This window comes from Bacillus sp. JKS001846 (assembly GCF_900176455.1).
Lineage (GTDB): Bacteria > Bacillota > Bacilli > Bacillales > Bacillaceae_G > Bacillus_A > Bacillus_A cereus.
The window spans coordinates 421,325-446,539 of record NZ_FWYG01000001.1 but is presented as its reverse complement, the minus strand read 5'-3'; the positions used below and the strand labels follow the sequence as shown (position 1 = coordinate 446,539).

The window sequence follows — 25,215 nt, the reverse complement described above, 5'->3', positions numbered from 1 at the left end:
TTACCTCTCATAGGTAACCTTCTTTTTATATCCAACCCTTTTCTTCCGCAATTGTAATTGCTTCAATTCTATTTTTCGCATCAAGCTTCGCTAATACTTCAGAAATATAATTACGTACTGTACCCGGCGAAAGATAAAGTGCCTTCGCAATTTCGTTTGCCGTCTTTCCTTCTTTCGCAAGCAACAATACCTCCTTTTCGCGATCTGACAACGGATTTTGCTCCTGCCATAGGCCGAACATTAAATCTTGGGAGACCTCTCGTTTTCCCTTCATTACATTACGAATTGCTGCCGCTAAATCTTCACTTGGGCTATCCTTTAATAAATAGCCGTGCACACCAGCTTTCATTGCTCTTTCAAAATATCCCGGCCGTGCAAATGTTGTTAAAATCATTACTTTGCATGATGATTTTTCTTTCTTTAACGCTTCAGCAACATCTAATCCACTTTGAATCGGCATTTCAATATCCATAATACTTATATCCGGTTTTAACGATTCAATTAATTTTAGCGCCTCTTCCCCGTTTGCCGCTTGTCCAATTACTTCGATATCATCTTCTAGATCAAGCAGAGCCCCTAACGCACCACGAAGCATCCGCTGATCTTCTGCAATAATAATTCGGATCATGCCCTCACCTCATCTTTTCCTGTTCTAATAACAACTGGAACTTTTACTGTTAACAACGTCCCTGGATTGATTGTACCTAGTTCAACAAATCCATCAATAAGAGCAATTCGTTCTTTCATGCCGCGAATACCATTTCCATCATGATTTTGATCTGTTAAACCAATTCCGTTATCTTCTACTTTCAAAATTAGTTCACCTTGTGATTCTAATACAGAAACTGCGCACCGCGTCGCCTTACTATGTTTTACAACATTTGTAACGGCCTCACGTAAACACATCCCGACAATATTTTGTTCAATTGGTGATAACGAGCTCGATCTTGCTTCTTGCCTCACTTCTAATTCAATGTTAGCTGCTTGTAAGATTGCTTTTATTTGCTCTAGCTCTTCTTCTACCGTAATCATACGCATATCAGAAATTAATTCTCTCAGCTGTTTTAAGGCTGTACGAGACGTTTGTGTAATTTCCTTCGCTTCCGCACTTGCACGCTCCGGATTTTTCACAATTAACTTCTCTACAAGCTGGCTTTTCAAAGTAATAAGAGATAACGTATGCCCTAATGTGTCATGAAGATCTCTTGCAATCCGCTGCCGTTCTTCACGTTTTACTAAGTCTTTAATTTGCTCGTTCGCCTCATCTAATTGATTTCTTAACATCTTTTTCTGATTAAAATTACGCATACCAAATGGCGTAAGAAGCATTAAAATAAACATCGGGACGATATTTACTAAACTTGTTGGTGTTAGTTGATTCATATTTACAAATACAAATGCTCCAAGCATTACAGCTAACAAACAGAGTAATACCCGAAATACTTTCTTACTTGGTGCAAATCCCATCGCACTTGCCGTGAAAAAGCCAAAGAATATCATGAAGGGATTATAAAATAAAGCAAATAAAAAGATGAGTATCATTTGAATGCATGCCCATAAAATAAACGTCTTCTGAACAAAATATAGCTGACGGTATGTGATAATAAAAAGTATCAACATACCGCTTCCTAGCACAAGCTTCCATCCTGATGCTTGTGCTAAATGGTAAATTGGAAATAATAAATAAACAAGCCACATGTACGGAAAAAATCCCATATGTTTCGGAAAAATCTCAATCCTCTTCTTCTCTATCATTTATACCGCTTCCTGTCTTTTTCTTATATATATTGATACTACAACAAATATAAGGAAATAACCTCCTAATACCGCGATATTTTCCCATCCAATTGATTTTCCAGCTACAATATCCCACGCACCACTTCCGAAATGGTATGTTGGTGTCCATTCACCAATCGTTCTTAATATTTTGGGGAATACTTCAATCGGCATCCATAACCCGCCAACTATAGCTAAACTCATATTTAAAATATTTGCTAAGCCAGCAGCTGCGTCCGCCTTCTTAATGGAACCTATTACTGTTCCTAACGCTAAAAATGGTGTTACCCCTAACAATAACCATAACCCCGCACCAATCCATTGCCCTACCGTTAACTCAACATGATTAATTAGTATCCCTGCAATAAAGATAACTAATATTGAAAAAGCATTTACTACTGTTTGAGCGATAATTTTCGCTGTTAAATATGCTCCCTCTGGAAGCGGTGTAATTTTTAAAAGATGTGTCCATCCTTGCCCTTTTTCCTGAGAAAGTCTCACACCGAAACTAAAGAGTGCAGTCCCTACAATACTGAAAGTTGCCATCGAAATTAAATAATGTGCTTTCCACGCATCTCCGTTTTGTGGTACTTGAACAACATTTGTAAAAATGTAGTAAAACATAACAGGCATTAATAATGAGAAAAAGATAAATAATTTATTGCGGAATGTACGTAAAATTTCTATTTTGCACTGCATCCATAACGCTCTCATGCGATTTCCTCCTTCTGATTTGCGACAAACTGTTCAAATGCCTCATCAAGGCTTCCACGTTCAACTGAAACATCTGTTACAGGTAAACTCCTTTGATAAATGGCTTTTAAAGTTGCATCCGTATCCTCCGTTGTTAAAATGAAGCGTCCTTCGTTTGACTTTACTTCTGTTACATTTGGTAATTCCTTTAGTAATTTTGTAGGAATGCTTTCCTTTGAGTAAAATGTAATTGTTTTTCTCGAAATCGTTGCTTTCATTTCGTCTGGTGTACCATCTGCGATAATCTTTCCGTTCGCAAATAATAAGATACGATTTGCTAAAGCATCTGCTTCTTCTAAATAATGCGTCGTTAAAATAATCGTTTTCCCTTCACTTGCTAACTTTCGAATCGTTTCCCAAAACGTTCTTCGAGACGTAATATCCATTCCGACTGTCGGCTCATCTAAAAATAACAAATCCGGATTTCCCGCAAGTGCAAGCGCAAAGTTTAACCTTCTTTTTTGCCCACCTGATAATTTCTCACATCTTTGCTTTCGCTCTGATTCTAAATTTGCTAACTGCAGTAACGTTTCTTTCTCTATAGGATTCGTATAATAACTACGGAATAACTCAATTGCCTCTTCCACCGTAATACTATCAATGACACTTACTTCTTGCAGCATCGCACCGAGGCTATTACGAACATCTCTATGCTTTGGACTCTTTCCAAATATAGAGACCTTACCTTCCGTTGGTTCCTTTAATCCAAGCATCATCGACATCGTCGTTGTTTTCCCCGCACCATTTGGACCAAGCAACGCTACTATTTCCCCTTTATTTACATGAAATGAAACATTATTTACTGCGTTTTTATGTTTAAATGTTTTAGAAACATCATTTACTTCAATAATCTTTTCCATCTCTCCACCCCCGCTGTTTCTTATATTTACATTGTATTCCTTGGAAAACTTAGGAAACAGTATGATGCGTCATGACATCGATATGACAATTGTCATGTATTCTTTATGAGAGGAATCAACCTGCATACCGCAAGCGAGTAGCAGGACGAAAATAAACATGATACAATCGGATAAGATATATATTCGAGGAAGGACAGTGGTTTTCATGATTATTCGTAATGAACAAGATTTAGAAGGCTTACGAAAAATCGGCCGCATCGTTGCGCTTGCACGTGAAGAAATGAAAAAACAAGCGAAGCCAGGTATGACAACGAAAGAGCTTGATTTGATCGGTAAAAAAGTATTAGATGAGCATGGTGCTATTTCTGCACCTGAAAAAGAATATGATTTTCCAGGTGTAACTTGCATTAGTGTAAATGAAGAAGTTGCTCATGGTATTCCAGGAGATCGTGTATTAAAAGAAGGCGACTTAGTAAACGTCGATGTATCCGCTGCACTTGATGGCTATTATGCAGATACAGGCATTTCATTTGTTCTTGGAGAAGACGAGGCAAAAGAAAAACTTTGCCAAGCAGCGGTTGATGCATTTTGGGCAGCAATGAAAAAGGTTAGAGCTGGCTCAAAACAAAATCAAATTGGTCGTGCTGTTTCAAACTTCGCACATAAAAGTGGATACAATGTTATCCAAAACTTAACTGGTCACGGCATTGGTCTTAGCTTACATGAAGCACCAAATCACATTTTAAGTTACTATGACCCAATGGATAATGCGCTTCTAAAAGACGGTCTTGTTATCGCTGTAGAACCGTTCATCTCTATGAAAGCTGATCATATTATTGAACGTGGTGACGATGGTTGGACATTCGTTACACCAGATAAAAGTCTTGTTGCACAATGTGAACATACCGTTGTCGTAACACGCGGTGAACCAATAATCTTAACAGAAATCTAATACCAAAAACGGCTGTTTTGTAGATTTATTCCACATAAAACAGCCGTTTTTTATTTTTGGGAAAATATGTGAACTAGTGTTGAACTCTTTATCATTTAAGTATATAATCTTTAGCGGAGGTTACTTAAGCTTATCTTTACTAAAAAGATATTGTAACTAAGGAGTAAAACACCTTCTTTCCTATTGTTTAAACAGGCTCAAAAATGACCGTAGTAACGTGTTAGTCGAATATTCTGTAATCCTTATATTTCTCTAACAATGTAAGAAACTATCACCTTTCAACTTCGGTCCACTAATCGCACAACTCTCTTTAGACAAAATAAATGACTATTTTCAAAGTACATATTGTCTTCATTCTGACCAAAACCAACCCTATCTAGATTTTTATTTCCACATAACTTTAAGGCAAAAATAAGCCTTCACAAAGGGATACACTACATTGGTTAGTATGTATCGTAAAACTTACCTTTATAACCATTCTTTTTTACTAGATATACATGAAAACTATCTCACATATAAAGGTCTGATATCATTATTTATATCAGTATTTTTTTCGACATTTTTTGTCGAATTGTGTATATTTCCATAGAACTGTGTAAATATACATTTTGTTTTACGTTAAATAATATTGCTTTGAACATAATTCTGTTTGTCTGAGAACGCGTATAGAAACGGAGGGATAACAAAAATAAATAGCTTATAACAAATACTTTTAATATTCCATTTGTTCATGTGGAATAAGTCCCCAATGGACAAATGAATGTTCAGAGGAGGAAAAATGAAAAAACTTTTTAATGTATGTTTAATTGTATTCGTACTATTTTCGCAACTTGCTAGTTTTCCATACAATCAAGTAAGAGCGGAAACCTTAACAGGAGATTCCTTATTTGACACTGTTGAAATGAAAGATGCGACGAATCATATTATTGACGAATCAAAAAATCCTAACAATTTAATAAAGATAGGATCAACCATTCAAGTAGAATACGCTTGGTCAATAAAGGATCAACAAGTTGCACACGCAAATGATACAGCAGTAGTTCAAATACCACTTGCATTAAAAGTATCTAAAGATTTGCAAGGGGATTTAGTAACAGATCAAAAAAATATTGGTCAATATTTTATAACAGCTAAAGATAATAAATTAAAATTAATATTTAATGATCAAGTAGAAAATTTGAAAGACGCTAAAGGAAAAATTAAAGTTGATACCGTGTTTAACCCAACTTTAAAACCTGGGGAAAAATCAGTTCAAATCGCTTTTCCTTTAGGAACAATGGTTCAGCCTATATCAGTTCCTGTTCAAGTAGAAAACTCTAAAGAAGATGGCACCAAACAGGATACTAATAAACAAGCGCAAGATCCAGTAGCTAAACCTGTTACTGACAATCCGGAGCAAGATCCAGCAACTAAAACTGTTACTGATAATCCGGAACAAAACCCAGCAACTAAAACTGTTACCGATAATCCGGAACAAAACCCAGCAGCTAAAACTGCCACTGATAATCCGGAACAAAACCCAGCAGCTAAAATTGCTACTGACAATCCAGAACAAAAGCTATCAAGCGACCCTGCTGAGAATACAAATTCAGGTCCAAAGCAAATAACAACAAACATTTTAACCGGTGTAAAGTTGACGGATAAAGACGGAAAACCATTTATAGAGGATAACCGTCCAAGTACAGATTCCCCTGCCAATATTGAGTTTACATGGGAACTTTTAAAATCAATGAATGTGAAAAATGGAGATTACTATATTTTTGATCTTCCTAAACATTTTAAGATTTACAATACAATTAACAGTCCTTTATATGATAGTGAAAACCATCAAATTGGTAATTTTACTGTTACAAAAGATGGAAAAGTCACGATGACATTCAACGATTATGTTGAAGAGCATCCAGATGTTGCTGGTAACCTACAATTAAAGACAGAATTTAATAAAGCTGAAATTAAAGGTACAACAACACAAGAAATTCCTTTCCCGATTAAAGATAAGGATGTTTCTATTACAGTTGACTTTAAGCCTAATGTACAAACAGCTACGAATAAAAAGGGTTTACCTGATAGACCAATTAATACAAATGAAATTAATTGGAAAGTAGAGATGAACAAAACGAAAGACACCCTTAAAAACGCTGTTTTTAAAGATAACATTCCACAAGGTACAAGCTTAAATAAAGATTCTATTAAAGTTTATTATTTAGAAGTTGATGTTAATGGGAATGTAACGCGTGGTGCAGAAGCCGAGCCAACAGATTACAATATTATTTCATCAGATGGCTCAAAATTGGAGATTGCTTTCAAAGATTCTATCAATAAAGCATATCAAATCGAATATGCCACAAAAATTACTGATGAAAATATTAAAAGTTTCCGAAATAACGTTACGATAACGAGTGATAATCAAAAGCAACAAAACGCAAGCTCTACTGTAACGGTTTCTCGTGGTACACACTTAAATAAAACAAGTAAATATGATCCAAAGACGCAAACAATTGAGTGGACAATTACTTACAATGGTGATCAAAGAGAGATCAAAAAAGCAGATGCGATTTTAAAAGATATTTTTGACGATACACACGAACTAGATGCAAATTCTATTGTTGTAAAAAACGCTTCATATAATGAAAAAGGAACGCTTGTAACAGGAGACGCTGTTAATAATTACACTGTAAGTAACAAGAAGAATGGATTCGATTTACAGTTTAATGATGATATTAATAGTGCTTATGTGATTACCTATAAAACCAAGCCAACTAATAAAGTTATAGAAGATGGAAAAGTAAAAAATAAAGTTACAGCTGATAATGATTCAAGTAAAGAAAATGAAGCTAGCTTCAAGCAGCAAAATATTATTAAATCTAATAATAAAGCTGAAACAAATTATAAAGACAAAACAACAACTTGGACAATTATAGTAAATAATAACAACTATCCATTAAACAACGCGATTATTACGGACACCTTTGATCATGGTGGATTACAATTAAAAGATAAGAAACTAGAAATTAAAGACGGAAATTATACCCTTCAAGCTGGGACTGACTATGTTTTAGATGTAACAGATAAAGGCTTCAAAATTACTCTTATAGGTACGTATCAGTCTAATATGACAAAGACATTAGTCGTAAAATATACGACAGACTTTGATTATACAAAGCTAGAAAGTGGTAAAACTTCATTTAAAAATACAGGTAACCTTTCTTGGATAGATACGGATTCTAATCCACAATCAAATAAAGTTGAAGCTAATTTCGATCCTGATACTTTCACAAAGGCAAATGGTTATAAATACGGTTCTTATAACGCCCAAACGAAGGAAATTACTTGGATAATAGGCTTTAACTATAATAATGTTGAGATTAAAGATCCTTATGTTATAGACGTCATACAAGATAAACAAAAGTTAGTGCCTGGATCCATTGAAGTGCGCGATATGATTTTAAATAGAAATCCTGATAATGCACAACCTGGTAATGCTGTACCAACTGAGAAATATGAACTTGAAGAACCTACAGAGAACAATAAAAACACCCTAAAGGTTCATTTTAAACAATCAATTAATTCACCTTACTATATTATCTTTAAAACAAGCCTTGATGGTGAACTTATCCAAGGCACCTACAAAAACGAGGCAGATTTAAAAGATGGCTCTAAAATCGTAAACACCCTTACAGGTGACACTCAAGTAAATAAAGGTGGCAGCTTCGTTACTAAAAAAGCTGTGCAAGACGACAACTATATTAATTGGAGTATCGCAATTAACGAAAGCCAATCAACCATTGCAGATGCCGTTGTAACAGATGACCCAACCGAAAATCAGGTAATTGTGGAAGATTCATTCCACTTATATCCTACAACTGTTGATCCATATGGAAATTTAACAAAAGATACAGTAAACGAATTAAAAGAAGGAACAGACTATAAACTCAAAATAACAACAGACAATAATACCGGAAAACAACATTTCGAAATTGCCTTCTTGAAAAAAATTGATCGAGCTTATATTTTAGAATATCGCTCACTTATTAATGCAGACGATAAAGAAAAAGTAAGTAATAAAGCGAAAATCACAGGCAATAAGTTGACAGTTAAAAACACAGAAACTACTGAAACGATTGAAGTGAGAATGTCTTCTGGTTCAGGCGGAGGATCTGCTACTAAAGGCCGTGGAAACCTTGAAATTATAAAGGTAGATAACGACAATAAAAACGCACTATTAGCTGGGGCAGAATTTACTTTATACGATCGTACAGGTAAAACTGTTATCCGTAAAATTACAACAGACAAAGACGGTATCGCTAAATTTAATAATTTAAAACGCGATAAGTATTTATTAAAAGAAACAAAGGCTCCTGAAGGCTATGTAATTAGCTGGGATTTAAAACAAGGGAAAATTGTTGAACTTGGTACACAAGAGACTACAACATATAAACTTGCAAATAAGAAGTTTGTCGGTAAAGTAGTTTTAACAAAGTCTGATGACCTGAATAAAAACGTCACACTGCAAGGTGCCGTTTTCACACTACTTGATAAAGACCAAAAAATAATTTCAGAACACGAAAAATTAACAACAAATGATAAAGGACAAATTACTGTAGATAATTTAAAACCAGGAACATACTACTTAAAAGAAATAAAGGCTCCTGAGCATTATCAATTAGATGATCGACTTATTGAATTTACAATCGAGGAAGATCAAACAACAGTAATTAATAAAACGGCCCAAAACAGCTTAATTAGAGGCTCAGCTATCCTAACAAAAGTTGATAAAGAGGGTAATACTTTAGAAGGTGCTGTATTTAGTGTACGGGACCAAAATAACAAAAGAATTCCTGGTTATACCAAATTAACGACAAATGGTAACGGACAAATCGAAGCGAAAAATTTACTTCCTGGAGAGTACCAATTTGTTGAAGAGAAAGCACCTGAAAATTATGAAATAGATAAAAAACCGCTTAAATTTACAATTGATAAAAGCCAACAGAAAGCACTTACTGTTACCGCGACAAATCACCTCATTAAAGGTGGTGTCACTTTAACGAAAGTCGATGATGTCGATGGCACTGCCCTTGAAGGTGCTGTATTTAAAATTGTCGATGCGAATGACGAGAAACAAGTAATTCGTGAAAATATAAAAACAGGTTCAGATGGAAAAGTTACCGTTAAAGATCTAGAGCCTGGTGTTTATAAATTTATCGAAACAGAAGCTCCTAAGGATTATACGTTAAGTACAAACCCTATCGAGTTTACAATTGATAAAAGCCAACAAGCTCTTGCTACTGTTACGGCAAATAACAGCTTAAAAACGGGCGAAGTTGAATTATTAAAAGTTGATGAGTTTGGTGAGAAAAAACCACTTGAAGGTGCAGTATTCAAGCTTGTCGATACAAATAATAATGACGTTTCCCCTTACACTAACTTAACTACTGATAAAAACGGTAAAGTTAAAGTTAGTAACCTACGTCCTGGTACGTATAAATTTATTGAAATAGCTGCTCCTGAACATTACGTTTTACGAGCAGAACCTATTAAATTTACAATCGATAGAAGTCAGAAAGAAACTCTACTTGTGAAAGCTGAAAATGCTTTAAAACCAGGAGATGTTGAATTAACAAAAGTTGATGATATCGATGGTACAGCTCTTGAAGGTGCTGTATTTAAAATTGTTGATGCTAATGATGAAAAGAAAGTCATTCGCGAAAATGTAAAAACTGGTGCGGATGGTAAAGCTATCGCTACTGGCTTACGCCCTGGCGATTATAAATTTATCGAAGTAACAGCACCGAAGTATTACGACAAAAATACAAAACCAATTAAATTTACGATTACAGAAAGTCAAACAACTCAGGCTACTGTTACCGCTAAAAACAGCTTAACAAAAGGCGGTATTGAATTAACAAAAGTGAATGCTGCAGATGAAAAGGAAACACTTGAAGGTGCAGTATTTAAAATCGTTAATAGAGATACTAATGAAGATGTTCGTACGGACCTTGTTACGAATAGTAAAGGAATGCTAGTTGTAGATGACTTACGTCCTGGTAACTATGAACTTATCGAAACAAAGGCTCCAACTTATTACGATGTAAATGTAGAACCAATTGAATTTACAATCGAAAAAGGACAACAAAAACTCCTTCCACTTACATTTAAAAATAGTTTAACGAAAGGAAAAGTTAAACTTATTAAAGAAGATGATGTGGAAAGTAGTAAAGCTCTTGCCGGCGCTGTATTCACATTGCAAGACGCAACTGGCAAAGAAATTATGAAAGATTTAACAACAGATGATCACGGAGTATTAGTTATTCCTGATTTAGCACCAGGGGATTATCAATTTATCGAAACAAAAGCCCCTGAACATTATAAATTAGACAAAACACCTATTAAGTTCACAATTAAAAAAGGTAGTAAGGAAGATCTTCCTATCCCTGTTACTGTAAAAAATAGTTTACTTACAGGTGGCGTCACTTTAACAAAAGTTGATGATGTTGATGGCACTACTCTTGAAGGTGCAGAATTTATAATCGTTGACGCTCATGATACTAAAAAGGTAATTCGAAAAGGTTTAACGACTGATAAAAACGGTAAAATTACTGCTTCTGATTTACGTCCTGGAGACTATCAATTTATTGAAGTAAAAGCTCCAAAAGACTATACCTTAAGCAAAGACCCTATTCCGTTCACTATCGAAAAAAGTCAAAAAGAGAATATTACTGTTACCGCTACTAACGGTTTAAAGAAAGGTGCAGTAACATTAACAAAAATTGATGACATCGATCGTACGATGCTCGAAGGTGCAATCTTTAAGATTGTGGATATGAATGGTAAGGAAGTTCATACGAATCTTGTTACAGATAAAAACGGAAAAATTTCTGTTTCTGATTTACGCCCTGGAGACTATCAGTTCATTGAAACAAAAGCTCCTGAGCACTATGTATTAGATGAAACAACGATTCCATTTACAATTGAAAGAAATCAAACGAAAGAGATCAATGTTACAGGCAAAAATGCTTTGAAAAAAGGTAGCGTTGAACTAACAAAGATTGACGATATTGATATAAATACAAAACTTTCTAACGCCGTATTTAATTTATTAGATGCAGACGGTGAGCTAGTTGAAGAAGGCTTAAAAACAAATGCTGAAGGTAAAATTGTTGTTGAAAATCTACGTCCTGGTACGTATCAATTCGTTGAAACAATTGCTCCTGAACATTACGATTTAGATAAAAAACCTATCGTATTTACAATTAAAAAGAGCCAAACTGAAACTCTTCATATCACTGCTACAAATGCTCTAACAAAGGGTGCAGTTAAACTTTCTAAAGTAGACGATATTGATGGCACTGTTCTTAAAGATGCAGTATTTAAAATTGTTAATATGAACGGTGATGTAGTTCATAAAGACCTTGTTACAAATGAACAAGGAATAATCGAAATTAACGACCTACGTCCTGGTGATTACCAATTCATCGAAACGAAAGCTCCTAAGCATTACGTTTTAGATGAAACACCAATCAAATTCACTATTGAAAAAGGACAGAAGAAAGTTATTTCTTTAACTGCTACAAATAGCTTAAAACAAGGTAGTATCGAATTACTTAAAGTTGATGATTTAAACACTCAAACAAAACTTGCCGATGCGGTATTTAATTTACTAGATCAAGATGGCAAAGTACTTAAAACAGATTTAAAAACAAACAGTGAAGGTAAAATCGTTATCGAAAATTTACGTCCTGGTACGTATCAATTCGTTGAAATAACGGCTCCTGAACACTATGATTTAGACAAAAAACCAATTATATTTACAATTGAAAAAAGCCAAAAAGATATTGCTACCGTTACTATGAAAAATAGTTTAACAAAAGGCGGCGTGGAACTTTCTAAAGTGGATGACGTCGATGGCACTACTCTTGAAGGCGCAGTATTTAAAATTGTGGATATGAATGGCACTGTAATTCGCAAAGATCTTGTTACGAATCAACAAGGTAAAATTAGCGTTTCTGACCTACGTCCTGGTGATTATCAATTCATCGAGACAACGGCTCCGAAACACTATGATTTAAACAAAGAGCCAATTCCATTCACAATCACAAAGAGCCAAGCTGATCCTATCTCCGTTACAGCTACAAATAGCTTAACGAAAGGCACTGTGGAACTTTCTAAAGTAGATGATGTAGATGGTACTGCTCTTAAAGGTGCGATATTTAAAATTACTGATATGAATGGTAACGACATTGGCACTGAGCTTACAACAGATGTACATGGAAAAATTTCTGTTTCTGATTTACGTCCTGGGGACTATCAGTTTATTGAAACGAAAGCTCCTGAACACTATAAATTAGATAGTACACCTATTAAGTTTACAATTAAGAAAAGCCAAAAAGAAAAGCTCCAAGTTACTGCTACAAATAGCTTAACTGAGGGTGCTGTAGAATTAATAAAAGTGGATGATATAAATCCAGATACAAAACTTTCTGATGCAGTGTTTAACATCATCGATGCGAAAGGTAAAATTGTTCGCACTGATTTAACTACTGATAAAGATGGGAAGATTTCAGTTTCTGATTTACGTCCGGGAGATTATCAGTTCATTGAAACGAAAGCTCCAACTGGCTATGATTTAAACGTTAAACCAATTCCTTTCACAATTACGAAAGGACAATCTCAGGTTACCTCTGTTACAGCCTTAAATAGTTTAACAACAGGTTCAATTGAGTTAACTAAAGTTGATATTGATCACCATGGAACACTTGAAGGTGCCATTTTCAATATTTTAGACCAAGATGGAAAAGTCATCCGAGAAGGTTTAAAAACAGATCAACACGGAAAAGTAATCGTAAATGATTTGAAACCTGGTAATTATCAATTAGTAGAAACAAAGGCTCCTAAAGGCTATCAATTAGATGCATCACCAATAAACTTTACAATTGATAAAGCCCAAGCTAAGCCACTACAAATTACAGTTTCAAATAAAAAAATTGAATCTTCTTCAGGTGGAGATGACAAGCCAATTACTCCTCCAAATAAAGAAGATAACAAAGGCAATGAAACATCTGAGAAACACGAAAACGGAACTTCCGAAGAAACATCGAATAAAACAGATAACAAACAGCAAGATGATCGAAATACGGATAAGCACCTTCCAAATACAGGTCATAAAGAAGACCCTACACAAACAGTAGGTATTGTTCTTCTACTAGCTGGATTATTAAGTATTTTAGCTACAAAACGCAAAAAAAATTATTAATAATTTTTTCACATCCAATCAATCTCTCAATTGATTGGATGTTTTTTTATACAAAAAGGACGATACATAAAGTATCGTCCTTTTAACGGGGTGAGGCTGCCCAAAAGTACGGAAAACCTTTGAACAGCCTCTTATTTTCATATGGATGCCTTACATATATCACTGATAATAATTATGAAATGCGGAAACATAATTACCATCAACTGATTCAAACATGAGAAATGAAACCCTACAGTGGTTCCATTCCTCTACATAATCTAAAGTTTGGGTACACTAGATTCATGCAATGTAGGAGCTTTCAGAGTAGAAAGCGAACCTTCGTTTAAAATGATAGCATACATATCTCCCTCAAAAATATGCAAATATGCATATATCGTTTTTTTATTTCTCAATGTCAGAATATTGAAAAATAAAAGGTGTGAAGGTAAAATAAAGTCATTATCCGTCTTCTTTTGTCAGTCAGAGAGAATAGAAGAATAGGAGAGGAAAAAATGAGAAAATTATTGAAACAAAAAATAGTAAGCTCTTTGCTTGCTGTATCACTTGCTGTTAGCTTAGCTCCAATTGGGCAAGCAAAAGCGGATTCCACGTCAGAGGTTACACAAACTCCATCTATTACAAAACAGATTGATCCAAACCGCGCGATTGAACATGTTCGTTTCTTATCTGAAACAATTGGTCCTCGCCCCGGTGGAACAAAATCCGAAGAATGGGCTTCTCGTTACATTGGTATGCAGCTTAAATCAATGGGCTATGACGTAGAATATCAACCATTTCAGGTGCCCGATCAATACGTTGGATTCATTGAATCACCCCTATCAACAAAACGTAATTGGCAAGCTGGTGCCGCTCCTAATGCACTAATTTCTACAGAAGCTGTTACAGCTCCCCTTATCTTTGTTCAAGGTGGGACAAAATTAGAAGATATTCCAAATGAAGTAAACGGTAAAATTGTTTTATTTGAAAGAGGAACGACAGTTACCGACTATAATAAACAAGTTGAAAATGCTGTTAGCAAAGGTGCAAAAGGTGTTCTTTTATACAGTTTAATTGGCGGACGCGGAAATTATGGACAAACCTTCAATCCCCACCTAATGAAAAAGCAATCTATCCCTGTCTTTGGTCTTGCTTATGCGCAAGGAAATGCATTTAAAGAAGAAATCGCTAAAAAGGGGACAACAATTCTTTCCCTAAAAGCGAGACATGAATCTAAATTAACATCTCTAAATGTTATCGCCAAAAAGAAACCAAAAAAGAGTACAGGTAATGAAAAAGCAGTCGTTGTAAGCTCGCACTATGATAGTGTTGTCGGAGCACCTGGCGCAAATGATAATGCTTCTGGAACTGGATTAGTATTAGAACTAGCTCGTGCTTTTCAAAATGTAGAAACTGATAAAGAAATTCGCTTTATTACCTTTGGTTCTGAAGAAACTGGATTACTTGGTTCGGATTATTACGTGAATAGTCTATCCCAAAAAGAACGCGACCGTATTTTAGGTGTCTTTAACGCCGACATGGTTGCAACAAATTATGATAAAGCAAAGAATTTATATGCTATGACACCTGATGGCTCTACAAACTTTGTAACAGACGCTGCCTTGCAAGCAGGTAAACAACTAAATAATAACCTCATCCTACAAGGTAAATTCGGTTCTAGTGATCATGTTCCATTTGCTGAAGCTGGTATTCCTGCTGCTCTATTCATTTGGATGGGTGTCGATAGTTGGAATCCATTAATCTATCATATTGAGAAGGTATACCATACACCTCAAGATAACGTATTAGAAAACATTTCACCTGAACGAATGAGAATGGCATTAGACGTTATCGGAACAGGAGTTTATAACTCGCTTCAAAAACCTGTTCCTCAAACTGAACAGAAAGCTGCTTAATCATTTAAAAGACCACTGATTTTATCGGTGGTCTTTTATTGAGAAAAAATATATATGCATAAAAGCATATTTTATCCTACCCATTATCGTATACAATATTAATTGTAACAAAACTGATTACAACTAATAAGGAGGCTTTTTCTATTATGAAAAAAATGATTTTAGCAGGTGCATTAACTTTAGCAGGAATTACTGGAGCTACTGCGTTTATTCCTGAAACAAAAGTCGCTGCTGCCGCTCAAGAACAAAGCTTTACAAAATTTTATTCTTTGCAAACTGGAGGTAGTTCTGAACAAGAACCTATTTTCCTTCAAAAAGGACAAGAACTAACAATTCATCCTAACAGCAAAACTCCTAGTTACAGTGTTTATGACTCAAATCATAACCTAATTGGACGTTATTCTGATGGTTACGGCCGAATTTTCACTGCAAAAACAGATGGAAATATGTATGTTCAATTTCATGCACCTTACGTTTACTATAGTCCTGTTAGTTTTTCTGTTACTTATACTATTCAATAAAAAAGAGGTCCTTTATAGGGCCCCTTTTATTTCTCTTGCCAATTCACTTTTACAAATCCATCTTTTACTGTTAATCCGCTTATATTCAATACATATTCTTCATTTGCTTTTAAAGTAACTGTAAAAGTACCTTTTTTCGATTCACAAATTTCCTTTAACTCTTTTATACCTTCTCCTTGTCTTTCATACACACTAAAACATAAGTTTCCTCGTTTTGCATCTGTCTCATAAGAAAATGTCACTTCTGTATCCTTTTCATACTGAAATTCAATATCCTTACTGGCAATATCCCATGATGAGAATTTTGCCTCATAACTTGTTTTCCCTTGCTTCTCATTTGCTAAATATATATCCCCGGCTCTCCATGCATCATCTAACGTTTGTGCAAAAGTAAAAGCACTAAGTAATACAAACATTGTGCTTGCCAATATCGCAACTAATGTTACTTTCTGTTTTTTAACAAAATTCACCTTACATTCTCCTTCAACCTTCTTTTTACTTCTTCTTACCATATATAATAAAAACCCAATAAAGAATGGCAATATAACTGCTAAAATACTCCATCCTTTGCTCATTTGATGTGCTTTAGCATCTGTATATACCCATGATGCAACACATATTAAAAGTGCTATAAAAGCTAAAAACATCGTCACTCCAGCTACTTCAAATAGTACAAACGGATTAGCGAACTCTTTCATGTAATCTATACTCCTTCTTTAAAAATGACTGTATTACAACATATATCGGAATGTATACATGCATCATAATCACAATGGCTATCAACATAGGAATTTTATAATCCAAATGTGTGACAAATTGTTCTATAACAATTGTTAACAAAACAATCCAAATGGTGTGAATACAAATCATCCATTTCCTCTCTAACTTCTGAGCCTTTCGCACGCCCTGCTTCGTGTTATTTATTAGCTCTTCGCTTGGAGTTATCTCTTCTGCTAAGCTACTCTTTACCTTCTGTTCAAATTTATCTTCTGTCATAAACGAACCCCTCCAAATGTTCTCGCATTTGCTTCTTCGCATAATTAAGGCGATATTTCACTGTACCAATCGGTATATTTAATATTTCGCTCATTTCTTTATAAGAGTATTGTTCATAATAGTAGAGTACGAGCACGGTTTTATATTTTTCATTCAATAGCTGTATAACTTCCCGTATCATTTCCGCTTCCACTTTTTGAATAAATTCTTCTGATATATTCACATCATCTGCGAAATCTATTTCTCCACCATCTTCTTTATGAAATAAATCTAAGACGCGATCTTTCCATCTTTTCTTCTTGCGGTAAAAGTCATAAAATGTACGAACGCAAATTGTAGTAATCCACTTTTTATAATTATCCACATAAAAAAGTTGGTGCCTTGATGAAAAAACCTTTATCCACGTCTCTTGAAAAATATCTTCCGCATCTTCTTTCGTTTTCGCTAACTTATAGCATAAGGAATATATTTGCTGCTTATATATATCAATTAATTCTTCTATCTTTTCTTCCATCATAAGCCTCCTGTCATTTATATAAGACGACGCAAATTCCCCTTTTGTTTGATAAATTTTTTTTATTATCTCCACATAAAAAGGCAATCACAACATCGTGTGATTGCCTTTTATTTAAAAACGAAAGTCCGCTTCCGCTTTTCTTTATGTCCAGCTCTGCCTCCTAGCCCCTTCTGTCTAAGAACCTTCCCCACGAGAAGATAAAATGCATCTTCTGTGGGAAAGAACCTTAGCCTTCGGGACTAAACAGTCGGCTCCGCTTTTCTTTATTGTCCAGTTCCAGCGGCTAGAATACTCGGTGGCTTCGCGCCTTCCTCCGAGGCAAAGTACACCTCTCTGTCAGGAGCTCCATCCCCCTCCTATTCTAAACGAGCCGCTTCCGCTTTTCTTCATTACATTTTTTCTGGTGCAGATACTCCTACGATTGCTAATGCATTTTGAAGTGTAGTGCGTACTGCTTTCATTAACTCATAACGAGCTTTACTTAATTCTAAGTTATCTTGGTTTAATACTTTTTCTGCATTGTAGAAGCTGTGTAATGTTGCTGCTAATTCAAATGCATAGTTTGTAATACGGTGTGGTAGACGTTTTTGTGCTGCATCCGCAACTACCGCTGGGAATTCACCAAGTTTTTTCAGTAACTCTACTTCTTTCTCAGAAGTAACAAGTTTATAGTTCACATCTCCATCTACAGCTAATCCTAATTCTTCGCCTTGACGAAGGATACTGCATACGCGAGCATGAGCATATTGTGCATAGTATACTGGGTTTTCATTAGATTTTGATACAGCTAAGTCCATATCGAAGTCTAAATGAGAATCACCGCTACGCATTGCGAAGAAGTAACGCATTGCGTCCACGCCTACTTCTTCCATAAGCTCACGAAGTGTAACTGCTTTACCCGTACGCTTACTCATCTTCATTTTTTCACCATTTTGGTATAGTTGTACCATTTGGATGATTTCTACTTCAAGCGTGTCTTTATCGTAACCAAGTGCTTGAATAGCAGCCTTCATACGAGGAATGTAACCGTGGTGGTCAGCACCCCAAATGTTGATTAACTTATCAAAACCACGCTCTAATTTATCACGGTGATACGCGATATCTGGCGTTAAGTATGTGTAAGAACCGTCGTTTTTAATTAATACACGATTTTTGTCATCGCCGTAAGTCATTGAACGGAACCAAGTTGCGCCGTCTTCTTCAAAGATCTCTTCACGCTCTTTTAATACAGCAAGAGCTTGATCGATTTTTCCGTTTTTGTATAGTGATGTTTCTGAGAACCATACATCAAATTTAACGCGGAAGCTTTCTAAGTCTTTTTGAAGTTTTGCTAATTCATATTTTAAACCGTACTCACGGTAGAATTCATAGCTTTCTTTTTCATCAGCTTTCGCATAACGATCGCCGAATTCTTCTGCTAAACGTTTACCAATTCCAATGATATCCGCACCATGGTAACCGTCTTCTGGCATTTCTTTATCTAAGCCTAAAGCTTGCATGTAACGAGCTTCAACAGAAAGAGCTAAGTTATGAATTTGGTTACCAGCATCATTAATGTAGTACTCACGAGATACATCGTAGCCTGCTTTTGCTAATAGGTTACATAAAGTGTCACCTACTGCCGCACCACGTGCATGTCCTAAGTGAAGGTCACCTGTTGGATTAGCAGATACGAACTCAACTTGTACTTTTTCACCTTTACCAGTATTCGTTTCACCGTAAGCTTCACCAGCGTTTACGATTGTTGGAATTAAATCTGTTAAGTAGCTATTATCCATATAGAAGTTAATAAAACCAGGACCAGCGATTTCGATTTTTTCAATAGAAGCTTTTGCTTTATCGAAGTTTGCAACTAGTTCTTCTGCAATCATACGAGGTGCTTTTTTCGCAACGCGTGCAAGTTGCATTGCCATATTTGTAGAGAAGTCACCATTTGTTTTATCTTTTGGAGATTCTAATACAACGTTTGGAATCTGTTCTTCTGTCGCTAATTCTGCCTTTAATACAGCAGCCTGAATTTCTTCTTTAATCAATCCTTTTACTTGTTCTAAGGAATTCATTATTTTGCCTCCTTCAAATTAATTGTAATAGTATATCTGCCAGCTTCTTGTTCACTTAGAAGCAATGCGTAAGTTAAGAAGAGTTGTCCTTTTTTCTTTTCATCCGACCATTTAAAAAGAACGTTATCAGTCTTTGTTTGCAATGCAAACGTACCAAGTTCACTCGTATACGTACCAGTTGTCCATTCACCTTTCACATGCGTCTGACGCATAGAAACAGCACCTGAACGCATAATGAGAACTTGTTCATCTTGAATTTTAATAATTGTTTTCACTTCGCCTTGTTCGTTCGGCTCCTGGAATGTTACATATGTACCTTGACCTTTTACATAGTATTGACCATTTGCTTCAAAAGCAACGGTTTCCTTCCTCGCCCCTTCACGGATTTCTGTTACGAAATGAACGTGTACCGGCAAGCCTGCAAGTTGTTTCTCCACGTCTTGCACACCTTTCAAATGTTATAGATATTAAATACTACTTATAATAAATCACTTTTCCTATCATATCAAAAAAAGACTCTGTCTGTCTGCTGAAAAATCAGGAAAACTCCATTTCAAAAAATAATTCACTTCTACTTTATTTCATATGATAAAATATTTTTTAAATCTAAATATTCTTTCAATTAAAGAGGTGAATATAGTGATACCAACAAAGTTAAAAAAGGGTGATGAAATACGAGTGATTTCACCATCGTGTAGTTTAAGTATTGTTTCAAATGAAAATAGAAAACTTGCTATAAAGAGATTAACCGACATGGGCTTTCAAGTTACATTCTCAAAATATGCCGATGAGATAGATCGATTTGCTTCCTCTTCTATTTCTTCCCGCATTCAAGACCTCCATAAAGCATTTGGAGACCCTAATGTAAAAGCTATTTTGACGACACTTGGCGGATACAACTCCAATGGTTTATTGAAACATCTCGATTATGATCTAATTCATAAAAACCCGAAATTTTTCTGTGGTTATTCAGATATTACTGCTTTAAATAATGCAATTTACGCAAAAACAGGTCTCGTTACATATTCAGGACCCCATTTCTCTTCCTTTGGAATGGAGAAAGGGCTCGAGTATACAACCGATTACTTTTTAAAGTGCTTAACTTCTAATGAGCCTATTGAAGTCCTGCCATCTGAAACATGGAGCGATGATTCTTGGTATATAGATCAGGAAAATCGAGAATTTATTAAAAATGAAGGATACGTTTCAATTCAGGAAGGAGAAGCTACGGGAGATATTATCGGTGGCAATATGAGCACATTTAACTTACTGCAAGGCACACCATATATGCCAAATTTAAAGGACAAAATTTTATTTATTGAAGAAGATAGTTTAACTGGAACATCTACTCTTAAAACTTTTGATCGTTATTTACATTCCCTTATGCAGCAGCAAGATTTTGAATACATAAAGGGAATCATTATAGGAAAGATGCAAAAAGGTGCAGAATGTACGATAGAAGACATTCAAGAAATGATTGCTTCAAAACCTGAACTTGCACATATTCCTATCATTGCAAACGCAAGTTTCGGGCATACAACCCCGATTTTCACTTTCCCAATTGGTGGACGTGCAAAAATTATTTCTAACAAGGAAAAAACATCTATCACTATTTTAACGCACTAAAAAGGAGCGAATGAGTCGCTCCTTTTATGGTTTTTCTATTTTTTCCAACGCTTTTTGTGGAATAGATTCTTTCGGGATTTCAGCCCATCCTTTTCCTTGCATACCTTTTGCATAAATTTTTATAAACGCCCCCGTATGCAATTCACGGTTCATCATTCTTTTAATGATCTGTAACTTTCCGTCTTCTGTATACCCTTTAAAAGTATACAAGTATTCTCCGTCTTTTTTCTCACCTTTATCTATAACCGCATAATAATCTTGTATTTCTTTATTTGAAAAGAAGTTGTCTACAAAAGCATGTACACCTTCTGTTTTTGTGTTCAAATAATACGCTGTTCCACCTAGAATAATGGCGAATATAGCTAAAACTTTAATTACCAATTTCATACATGAACCTCCTGTTTGCACTTCTTTCTCACTAGTATTATATCTATACTTGTATTATACGGAAAAGAGCATACTATACTCTATCTAAAAGTCTTACACTTTCCTTACATTATTGTAAGGGATTTTTTCTTACAGCAAGTTCCCAAGAAAAAATTTTTCCGTTTCATACACTTTTATATTATTATTGAATGATACGAATTTTTATTACAAAAATCAAAGGAGACAGTTTTCAAATGGCTATCTTGCAAGGTTTAGCACTATTACTTGTTGTACTTTGTCTATTTACACTTTTTAGTTACCGTGCGCCTTATGGAATGAAGGCGATGGGTGCTTTAGCTAATGCAGCAATCGCAAGTTTTCTTATTGAAGCATTTCACCGTTATATAGGTGGAGAAATGTTTCATAATGACTTTTTACAATCAGTAGGAGAAGCTTCCGGTAGTATGAGCGGTGTCGCAGCAGCGATTTTAGTCGCATTAGCAATCGGTGTTTCCCCCGTATACGCTGTTTTAATTGGTATCGCTACTAGTGGATTCGGTATTTTACCAGGATTTTTCGCTGGATACGTTTGTGCTTTCGTCGTGAAATTTCTCGAAAAGAAATTACCAGCTGGCGTGGAATTTTTAGCAATCCTATTTATCGCTGCACCAATCTCACGCGGAATGGCAATGCTTATGGATCCGCTTGTTAACGCAACACTCGGTAAAATCGGTTCTATGATTTCAGTTGCAACTACAGAAAGTCCTATCATTATGGGTATTATGCTTGGTGGATTAATAACAGTTATTTCTACCTCTCCACTAAGTTCTATGGCACTAACTGCAATGCTTGGATTAACAGGTTTACCTATGGCAATTGGTAGTCTTGCCGTTGCGGCCTCAGCCCCGATGAACTTTATTTTCTTTAAACGATTAAAAATTTGTTCAAAGAAAGATACAATTGCTGTAGCAATCGAGCCTTTAACACAAGCCGATATTGTCTCAGCAAATCCAATTCCTATCTATATGACAAATTTCGTTGGCGGTGCACTTGCCGGTATTATTACATCGCTATTCCAACTTGTTAATAATGCACCAGGAACAGCATCACCAATTCCAGGTCTTCTTGTCCTATTCGGATTTAATGACGTTATAAAAGTAACGATCGCTGCCGTACTATGTGGAATCGTTACCACTATTGTCGGATACATTGGATCTATTGTGTTCCGTAAATATCCAATCCGCTCTGCTGATGAAATTCGCGGAGTTACTTCGGAAGAGAAGGTTGCATAAGAAAAAGAGCTATTCCCATCGTTTGAGAATAGCTTTTTTTTGTGTTGCGTAACGGTAAATGAAATTATATCGGCGGTTTTTTTAATATATCAGCGCAACTCGAATTATATCGGCGATTTTTTTAATATATCGGCGCAACTCGAATTATATCAGCGATTTTTTTAATATATCGACTTACCGACACATAACGACAAAATAAGAGCCCTCTAATCATATAGAGGGCTCTTACTTTATCTAGCTGCAGCGGCTAGAATCTCCAGCCATTTCACACTCTCGGCCTACGCTAAAAGTACTTCTCGGTCGAGCGTTCCAATGACCTGCGATTCTGAGCGAGCTGCCTCCGCTTTTATTACTATCCAGTTACGCCTCCTAGACCCTTGCGTCTAAGAACCTTAGTCACCGGGTCTAAACAGTCGGCTTCCGCTTTTATTTCACCCAACCGAGCAGCATTTCCCGCACGAATTTGCTTGCTGCGACTGGTGTTTGATCACTATGGTCGTAGACTGGAGCTACTTCTACTAAGTCTGCTCCAACTACATTTATATTTGAATTTGCAATTGCTACGATGGAATCTAATAATTCTTTAGATGTGATACCGCCAGCTTCTAATGTTCCTGTTCCTGGAGCGTGAGCTGGGTCTAATACATCAATGTCGATTGTGACATAGACTGGGCGGCCAGCAAGTTTCGGTAATACTTCTTTTAACGGTTCTAATACGTCAAATTTGTATAAGTTCATACCTACTTCTTTCGCCCATTCAAATTCTTCCTTCATTCCAGAACGAATTCCGAAAGAATATACGTTTTCCGGACCAATTAAATCACACACTTTACGAATTGGTGTAGAGTGGGATAAAGGCTCCCCTTCATACGATTCACGTAAATCAGTATGAGCATCCATGTGGATGATTGCTAAATCCGGATATTTTTTTGCCATTGCCTTAAAAATTGGCCAAGACACTAGGTGCTCACCGCCGAGACCTAGTGGAAACTTATCGGCATCTAAAAGTTTTGATACATACTCTTCAATCATGTCTAAGCTGCGTTGTGCGTTTCCGAATGGTAATGGGATATCACCCGCATCAAAATATTTTACCTCTTCTAGTTCACGATCTAAATACGGGCTATATTCTTCAAGACCGATTGATACTTCACGAATACGTGCAGGGCCAAAACGAGATCCCGGACGGTAACTTACTGTCCAATCCATAGGCATCCCATAAATAACTACCTTTGACTCTTCAAAACTTGGATGACTTTTAATAAATACTTTACCTGAATAAGCTTCATCAAAACGCATATTCTTTTCCTCCTTATGTGGAACTTAAGGTATCCCAACCTTTCACTATTTCTCAAATTTGGAGCGAATTGCTCCTCTTTCTCGATTTACCGGGTCTTCTTTTTAACAACAAGAAGACGATTTTCTCTACAGAAGTGTAAGTAGCTAGCATGTTCAAGTCTTCTGGACAAACACCTTAAATGAGCTACTTACACTTTATTTGTTTGATACAATTCTCTTACTTAATTAAATCCCCAACAAATTTCGGTAATGCGAATGCTGCATTGTGTAATTCTTTTGTGTAGTATTTCGTTTCGATTTCGTGGAAACGCTCTTCACTTACTTCTAATGGATCATGTTTTTTAGATCCAATTGTGAACGTCCAAAGACCACTTGGGTAAGTTGGAATGTTTGCTGTGTACAAACGAGTAATTGGGAAGATCTCTTTTACGTCTTTAAACACAGTTGTAATTAGTTCTGGTGTAAACCAAGGGTTGTCCGTTTGTGCAACGAAAATACCATCTTCTTTTAACGCTTTTGAAATTCCAGCGTAGAAGCCTTTTGTAAATAGGTTTACTGCTGGTCCTACTGGCTCAGTAGAATCTACCATAATTACATCGTATTCATTTTCGCTTTCTGCGATATGTAGGAAACCGTCTCCTACTTTTACTTCTACACGCTCATTATCTAATGCGCCTGCAATTGATGGTAAGTATTGTTTAGAGTACTCAATTACTTTTCCATCGATTTCAACAAGAGTTGCTTTCTTTACACTTGGGTGTTTTAACACTTCACGAATAACACCACCATCACCGCCACCAACAACTAATACGTTTTCAGGGTTTGGATGTGTAAATAAGGGTACGTGTGCTACCATTTCGTGATAAACGAACTCATCTTTTTCTGTTGTCATAACCATGCCATCTAAAATAAGCATGTTTCCGAACTCTTCCGTTTCGACCATATCAAGTTTTTGGAATTCTGTTTGCTCCGTATGTAATGTGCGGTTAATACGCGCCGTAATCCCAAAATGTTTTGTTTGTTTTTCAGTGAACCATAGTTCCATCGTACAATCA

18 protein-coding genes are annotated in these 25,215 nt (G+C 35.8%); 6 read left to right on the top strand and 12 right to left on the bottom strand.

All coding sequences use genetic code 11. From position 1 onward, the window contains the following. Positions 1-25: 25 nt before the first annotated feature. The 4 genes from B9A45_RS02435 to B9A45_RS02420 are packed head-to-tail and all read right to left on the bottom strand — an operon-like array spanning position 26 to position 3,389. The gene (locus B9A45_RS02435; protein ID WP_000619244.1) at positions 26-628 is read right to left on the bottom strand and encodes a response regulator transcription factor; all 603 of its coding nucleotides are present in this window, start codon (positions 626-628) and stop codon (positions 26-28) included. Beyond that, positions 625-1,755, bottom strand: coding sequence for a sensor histidine kinase (locus tag B9A45_RS02430; RefSeq protein ID WP_000570626.1), 1,131 nt, complete (start codon positions 1,753-1,755; stop codon positions 625-627). The genes B9A45_RS02435 and B9A45_RS02430 overlap by 4 nt, the downstream gene beginning before the upstream one ends. Then, a complete protein-coding gene (locus tag B9A45_RS02425; protein ID WP_001202427.1) occupies positions 1,756-2,490 on the bottom strand; it encodes an ABC transporter permease in 735 nt (244 codons plus the stop codon). Next, entirely contained in the window at positions 2,487-3,389 is a 903-nt protein-coding gene (locus B9A45_RS02420; RefSeq protein WP_016111033.1) for an ABC transporter ATP-binding protein, read from the bottom strand. The genes B9A45_RS02425 and B9A45_RS02420 overlap by 4 nt, the downstream gene beginning before the upstream one ends. A gap of 157 nt (positions 3,390-3,546) precedes the next feature. On the opposite strand from B9A45_RS02420, the gene map reads away from it, so the two are divergent. The 4 genes from map (at position 3,547) to B9A45_RS02395 (ending at position 16,004) form a co-directional block, all read left to right on the top strand. Continuing rightward, positions 3,547-4,341, top strand: a complete 795-nt coding sequence (gene map, locus B9A45_RS02415) for a type I methionyl aminopeptidase (protein ID WP_003313889.1) — start codon at positions 3,547-3,549, stop codon at positions 4,339-4,341. A 778-nt stretch (positions 4,342-5,119) separates the two neighbouring features. Continuing rightward, complete coding sequence (locus B9A45_RS02410) at positions 5,120-13,591, top strand: SpaA isopeptide-forming pilin-related protein (RefSeq protein WP_142263038.1); 8,472 nt, start codon at positions 5,120-5,122, stop codon at positions 13,589-13,591. 491 nt (positions 13,592-14,082) lie between these two features. Further along, positions 14,083-15,483: a M28 family metallopeptidase gene (locus tag B9A45_RS02400; protein ID WP_001228769.1), complete on the top strand. Its 1,401-nt coding sequence runs from the start codon at positions 14,083-14,085 to the stop codon at positions 15,481-15,483. 146 nt (positions 15,484-15,629) lie between these two features. After that, positions 15,630-16,004 (top strand): hypothetical protein, encoded by a 375-nt coding sequence (locus B9A45_RS02395; protein ID WP_000738221.1) that lies wholly within the window; start codon positions 15,630-15,632, stop codon positions 16,002-16,004. A 26-nt stretch (positions 16,005-16,030) separates the two neighbouring features. Here the strand turns inward: B9A45_RS02395 and B9A45_RS02390 are convergent, their stop codons facing one another. The 5 genes from B9A45_RS02390 to B9A45_RS02370 form a co-directional block, all read right to left on the bottom strand. After that, complete coding sequence (locus B9A45_RS02390; RefSeq protein WP_000657191.1) at positions 16,031-16,702, bottom strand: hypothetical protein; 672 nt, start codon at positions 16,700-16,702, stop codon at positions 16,031-16,033. Then, positions 16,686-17,000: a hypothetical protein gene (locus B9A45_RS02385; RefSeq protein ID WP_000133823.1), complete on the bottom strand. Its 315-nt coding sequence runs from the start codon at positions 16,998-17,000 to the stop codon at positions 16,686-16,688. The genes B9A45_RS02390 and B9A45_RS02385 overlap by 17 nt, the downstream gene beginning before the upstream one ends. After that, complete coding sequence (locus B9A45_RS02380; protein WP_000391478.1) at positions 16,987-17,514, bottom strand: RNA polymerase sigma factor; 528 nt, start codon at positions 17,512-17,514, stop codon at positions 16,987-16,989. Before B9A45_RS02380 ends, B9A45_RS02385 begins: the two co-directional genes overlap by 14 nt. A 392-nt stretch (positions 17,515-17,906) precedes the next feature. Beyond that, entirely contained in the window at positions 17,907-19,577 is a 1,671-nt protein-coding gene (gene argS, locus B9A45_RS02375) for an arginine--tRNA ligase (RefSeq protein ID WP_001086446.1), read from the bottom strand. Next, the gene (locus B9A45_RS02370) at positions 19,577-20,014 is read right to left on the bottom strand and encodes a YwiB family protein (protein WP_000414867.1); all 438 of its coding nucleotides are present in this window, start codon (positions 20,012-20,014) and stop codon (positions 19,577-19,579) included. The genes argS and B9A45_RS02370 overlap by 1 nt, the downstream gene beginning before the upstream one ends. A 202-nt stretch (positions 20,015-20,216) precedes the next feature. Between B9A45_RS02370 and B9A45_RS02365 the strand changes: the two genes are divergently transcribed. Further along, a complete protein-coding gene (locus B9A45_RS02365) occupies positions 20,217-21,203 on the top strand; it encodes a S66 family peptidase (protein WP_000613236.1) in 987 nt (328 codons plus the stop codon). A gap of 24 nt (positions 21,204-21,227) precedes the next feature. Here B9A45_RS02365 and B9A45_RS02360 read toward each other — a convergent pair whose 3' ends face one another. Next, positions 21,228-21,590 carry a YxeA family protein gene (locus B9A45_RS02360; RefSeq protein ID WP_000779915.1) on the bottom strand — a complete coding sequence of 121 codons (363 nt, stop codon included), beginning with the start codon at positions 21,588-21,590 and terminating at the stop codon, positions 21,228-21,230. A 233-nt stretch (positions 21,591-21,823) separates the two neighbouring features. On the opposite strand from B9A45_RS02360, the gene B9A45_RS02355 reads away from it, so the two are divergent. Further along, positions 21,824-22,861 carry a PTS sugar transporter subunit IIC gene (locus B9A45_RS02355; RefSeq protein ID WP_000996309.1) on the top strand — a complete coding sequence of 346 codons (1,038 nt, stop codon included), beginning with the start codon at positions 21,824-21,826 and terminating at the stop codon, positions 22,859-22,861. A 426-nt stretch (positions 22,862-23,287) separates the two neighbouring features. Here B9A45_RS02355 and speB read toward each other — a convergent pair whose 3' ends face one another. Next, complete coding sequence (speB, locus tag B9A45_RS02340; RefSeq protein WP_001209831.1) at positions 23,288-24,160, bottom strand: agmatinase; 873 nt, start codon at positions 24,158-24,160, stop codon at positions 23,288-23,290. A gap of 217 nt (positions 24,161-24,377) precedes the next feature. Then, positions 24,378-25,205, bottom strand: coding sequence for a polyamine aminopropyltransferase (gene speE, locus B9A45_RS02335; protein ID WP_000424696.1), 828 nt, complete (start codon positions 25,203-25,205; stop codon positions 24,378-24,380). Positions 25,206-25,215 lie beyond the last annotated feature (10 nt).

Coding starts and splice junctions, on each gene's coding strand:
- B9A45_RS02435 (WP_000619244.1), bottom strand. CDS start 628: ATGATCCGAATTATTATTGCAGAAGATCAGCGGATGCTTCGTGGTGCG.
- B9A45_RS02430 (WP_000570626.1), bottom strand. CDS start 1,755: ATGATAGAGAAGAAGAGGATTGAGATTTTTCCGAAACATATGGGATTT.
- B9A45_RS02425 (WP_001202427.1), bottom strand. CDS start 2,490: ATGAGAGCGTTATGGATGCAGTGCAAAATAGAAATTTTACGTACATTC.
- B9A45_RS02420 (WP_016111033.1), bottom strand. CDS start 3,389: ATGGAAAAGATTATTGAAGTAAATGATGTTTCTAAAACATTTAAACAT.
- map (WP_003313889.1), top strand. CDS start 3,547: ATGATACAATCGGATAAGATATATATTCGAGGAAGGACAGTGGTTTTC.
- B9A45_RS02410 (WP_142263038.1), top strand. CDS start 5,120: ATGAAAAAACTTTTTAATGTATGTTTAATTGTATTCGTACTATTTTCG.
- B9A45_RS02400 (WP_001228769.1), top strand. CDS start 14,083: ATGAGAAAATTATTGAAACAAAAAATAGTAAGCTCTTTGCTTGCTGTA.
- B9A45_RS02395 (WP_000738221.1), top strand. CDS start 15,630: ATGAAAAAAATGATTTTAGCAGGTGCATTAACTTTAGCAGGAATTACT.
- B9A45_RS02390 (WP_000657191.1), bottom strand. CDS start 16,702: ATGAAAGAGTTCGCTAATCCGTTTGTACTATTTGAAGTAGCTGGAGTG.
- B9A45_RS02385 (WP_000133823.1), bottom strand. CDS start 17,000: ATGACAGAAGATAAATTTGAACAGAAGGTAAAGAGTAGCTTAGCAGAA.
- B9A45_RS02380 (WP_000391478.1), bottom strand. CDS start 17,514: ATGGAAGAAAAGATAGAAGAATTAATTGATATATATAAGCAGCAAATA.
- argS (WP_001086446.1), bottom strand. CDS start 19,577: ATGAATTCCTTAGAACAAGTAAAAGGATTGATTAAAGAAGAAATTCAG.
- B9A45_RS02360 (WP_000779915.1), bottom strand. CDS start 21,590: ATGAAATTGGTAATTAAAGTTTTAGCTATATTCGCCATTATTCTAGGT.
- B9A45_RS02355 (WP_000996309.1), top strand. CDS start 21,824: ATGGCTATCTTGCAAGGTTTAGCACTATTACTTGTTGTACTTTGTCTA.
- speB (WP_001209831.1), bottom strand. CDS start 24,160: ATGCGTTTTGATGAAGCTTATTCAGGTAAAGTATTTATTAAAAGTCAT.
- speE (WP_000424696.1), bottom strand. CDS start 25,205: ATGGAACTATGGTTCACTGAAAAACAAACAAAACATTTTGGGATTACG.